The organism is Chelativorans intermedius, assembly GCF_025398255.1.
GTDB classification, from domain to species: Bacteria; Pseudomonadota; Alphaproteobacteria; order Rhizobiales; family Rhizobiaceae; genus Chelativorans; species Chelativorans intermedius.
In genome coordinates this window covers 1-3,369 of the sequence record NZ_JAODNW010000064.1, presented here as the reverse complement: position 1 = coordinate 3,369, position 3,369 = coordinate 1, and the positions used below count along the sequence as shown (strand labels likewise).

The window sequence follows — 3,369 nt, the reverse complement described above, 5'->3', positions numbered from 1 at the left end:
TAGAGCGCCAGGAACTCGCGCGCCGCCTGGGCGAGGCAGTGACCGGGAACTACCAGCATCGCCTTGGCAATCAGCCCGAGCCGCTTTTGCTCCATGATTGCGGCGGCCATGGTCATGGTCTTGCCGGCGCCGACGGCGTGGGCGAGATAGGTCGAGCCCGCCGAGATAATGCGCCAGATGCCGCGTTTCTGGTGGCCGTAAAGAGAAAAGGCGCCCGAGGCGCCCGGAAGCTGAAGGTGATCGCCGTTGAACGCTCGCGGGGCGATGTTGTTGAACCGGTCGTTATAGTCCCGGGCAAGCCGGTCGGTGCGGTCGGGATCGGACCAGATCCATGTCTGGAAGCCCGTCTTGATCTTTGTGAGCTTCTCCTTGGCCGCCTCGGTGTCGACCACATTGAGGACACGCTTCTCGCTGTCGCCCTCCTTGATGGTATCGAAAATCTGCGGCACCCGGCTGTTGAGCGCATCGGCAAGAAGCTCGCCGGCGTGCCGCCGATCCGTGCCCCATTCCGAGGTCCCCGCGGCGGTATACCCGAGCTGTCGTGCCTCGACCGTCCAGGAGGCGAGTTCGGGCATGTGGCGGATCTTGATTTCGACGCCCATCATCTCCTTGACGAAGGAGACAATGTCGGCGGCGGGAAGCCAAGGGGCGCCCAGTCGCGCCGTGATATCGGACGGGTTCAGGTCGGCCGGCTGGACATTTCGCAGCGCCCGGACATTGCGTTCGAACACCGGATCGAGGGCGGCAGCGGCTTCAGCCGCCTTGAGCTTGTCGCGCACCTTCCCCGAGAGATAGGCGTCGGCGGTCTGCCACGGGCCGGTCTCGGGGTAGCGGAAAACGGCATCACCCAGCTCGGCGATGACGGTGTCCACATCGGCGTGCATGAGTTCGGCAATGTGATCGACATCGACATGACCGCGCTCGTTTAGCACCACGGCCAGCGCATCGGCGGCACCGGTGATGACCGGCGCCGAGGGCGGGGCGATCACCCGCTGGGTGAAGATCGGGCCGGGGCGCGCCGTGTTCGACTCGAGGTCGTAATCCTCGATCGCGGCAACGAGCCAGCAATCGGGGTCGTCGAGGAAGGGCTGGAGATTGGGACGACGGTGCGTTTCGCGGACTTCGCCGGTCTCAAGATCCTCCTTCACCGATACGGTGGTGGAATTGACCGGACCGAAGGCGCGCACGAAACTCGACCACGCGATGCGCAGCCTGACCTGGTGCTGCTTGAAGGGCTGATCAAGTTCCTGAGCCTTGAGGACCTCGCGCACGGCGTCGCGGATCGGGATTAGCTTTCGGATGATCCTGGCCTGTTTGTCGGAGACGCCTTCAGCGGCACGGCCCTTGCGCACCGTGATGGTGTCGGGTTCACCGTCGCGCATCTGCATCAGCGCCTGGTTCTTGCCGATAAAGAAGCTGCCCTCGCGGATGCCCTGCCCTTCAGGCTGATCGAATTCGTGGGCATCGCCGGCATCGGTTTCTGGAGCGACGGCTTTCGGCTCGCCGTCATAGATCACTTCCGGAAGAAGACGGATGGCGGCGCCAAGCGCCCGCTCCAGATCGACATGGGGCCGGGGCAGGCAAGTATAGGTTTCGCCGAATGGTCCGGACGTCGTGGCATGAATCCCCAACACGTGATCCGGATGCTGCGCGAACCAGCGATTGACCCGGATGGGGCCCTCATCCTCGGTTGCAGGCTGGACCTCTTCTGTTTCCAGCCAGGAGATGTCGCCCTCGGCGTCGTCTGGCCTGCGCTTCCGGAAAAAGAGGATGTCGGCCACCACATTCGTGCCGGCCTCGGCCCGGAAACTGCCCTCTGGCAGGCGGATGGCGGCGACAAGATCGGCCTGTCTGGCGATCGTATCCCGGGCCGCTGCATCGGCCTGGTCCATGGTGCCGCTGGAGGTGACGAAGGCCGCAAGCCCGCCCGGCTTCAGCCGGTCGATGGTCTTGACGATGAAATAGTCATGCAGCCGCAGGCCGAGGCCGCGATACGCCCGGTCCGAACGGACCGTGCGATCGGAAAAGGGCGGATTGCCGATCGCCAGATCGAAATGCGCCGGCACATCGGTACGGGTGAAGTCGCCATTGACGATACGGGCGCGGGGCTGGAGCAGGCGGGCGATCCGCGCCGTGACCGGGTCGACCTCGACACCGGTGACATGGCTGACCGGGCGCAGGTCCTCGGGCATCAGGGCGGGAAACAGGCCCGTGCCGATGCCGGGTTCGAGCACCCGGCCGCCGCGCCAGCCGAGCCGCAGCAAGCCCGACCAGATGGCCCGGACGATGAACCCCGGCGTGAAATGCGCATATTGCGTGCATCGGGCGAGCGAAGCGTATTCCTGCTCCGAGGTGACATCCTGCAGATCGGCGCCGATTTCCTGCCAGTCCTTTCGAAATTCCTCCTCGCCCGGACGCCGGAACACCGTATTGGCCAGTTCCGAAGCGCCGAACCCTGTGAACTTGATGAGAGCCGCCTGTTCCTCAACCGTCGCCGGACGGGCTTCGGATTCGATCGTCTGGGCGAGCGCGATGGCAGCGATATTGTCCCGGGCGCGCTGCCTCCAGCCACGGGCCAGACCGCGATCGCCGACGAGATGAAAGTTCTCGCCACGTTCGTTGTCGGCGGTCTTGCCGGGGCGTTGTGAGGCCACGGGCAGCGGCACTTCCGACGCGTCGTCCTCGTGATCCTCCGACGGTTCGATCGTCGTGCCGAACGTGGTGACGCCAAGACCGAGGCCGGATGAAAGGGAGGTGTTGCCAAAAAGGTCGAGCGTGAAGGGGTCGTCATTGGGCATGGGTAGTTCTCCGTGTGGTTGGGGTGCGCGGCCGCCCGCCGCCGGGATGACCGGTGACGCGACGCTCGCGACAGATTCGGGATGGGGTCAGCGGGTGATCAGCGCGAACGTGATGTCGCGCTCGGTGAGCTGCACCCTCAGATGGGTGGCGCCAAAATTCCGGTTGAAGCTCGGGATCAGCAGGCCGGCGTCGATGAACTCGATGCCGACATCGCCCCCGAAATGGCGGCGCTTGTAGTCCCACCAATCCGGATTGCCCTTCGGGTGGCATTCGGCGGAATAGACGACGAGCGGTGTCTCGCCATTGGCGAGCTTGCCGTTTGAGATGATGTAGACGCCCTCGTCGCCAACGAGCCACAGGCCGGGCTTTTCGCCCTGGCCGGGTTTCAAGCCGTAATAGGGATCGCGGAAGCCGCCATTGGCGGCCGCGTCGGCTTCCCCGCGCGCGATGACCTTACGCACGGCCATGATCGGGAATGTGAACATGGCGGCCTCACGCGGCCTCGGCGAGCGGCAGGTGGCGTAGATGGACGGGAAGCTTTTCCGAGATCTGCACGTCGGTCAGATGATC

The 3,369-nt window shown here is 64.8% G+C and carries 2 protein-coding genes; both read right to left on the bottom strand.

The window, feature by feature from the left end:
* Nucleotides 1–2,798, bottom strand: a 2,798-nt coding sequence (locus tag NYR58_RS20130) for an N-6 DNA methylase (RefSeq protein WP_261522910.1), incomplete at its 3' end; no start/stop codon positions are given.
* A gap of 87 nt (nucleotides 2,799–2,885) precedes the next feature.
* The gene (locus tag NYR58_RS20125; RefSeq protein ID WP_261522909.1) at nucleotides 2,886–3,284 is read right to left on the bottom strand and encodes a DUF3085 domain-containing protein; all 399 of its coding nucleotides are present in this window, start codon (nucleotides 3,282–3,284) and stop codon (nucleotides 2,886–2,888) included.
* Between the last annotated feature and the right edge of the window lie 85 nt (nucleotides 3,285–3,369).

What these genes read in the sequence shown, in the direction of transcription:
- NYR58_RS20125 (WP_261522909.1), bottom strand. Translation starts at nt 3,284, where the DNA reads ATGTTCACATTCCCGATCATGGCCGTGCGTAAGGTCATCGCGCGCGGG.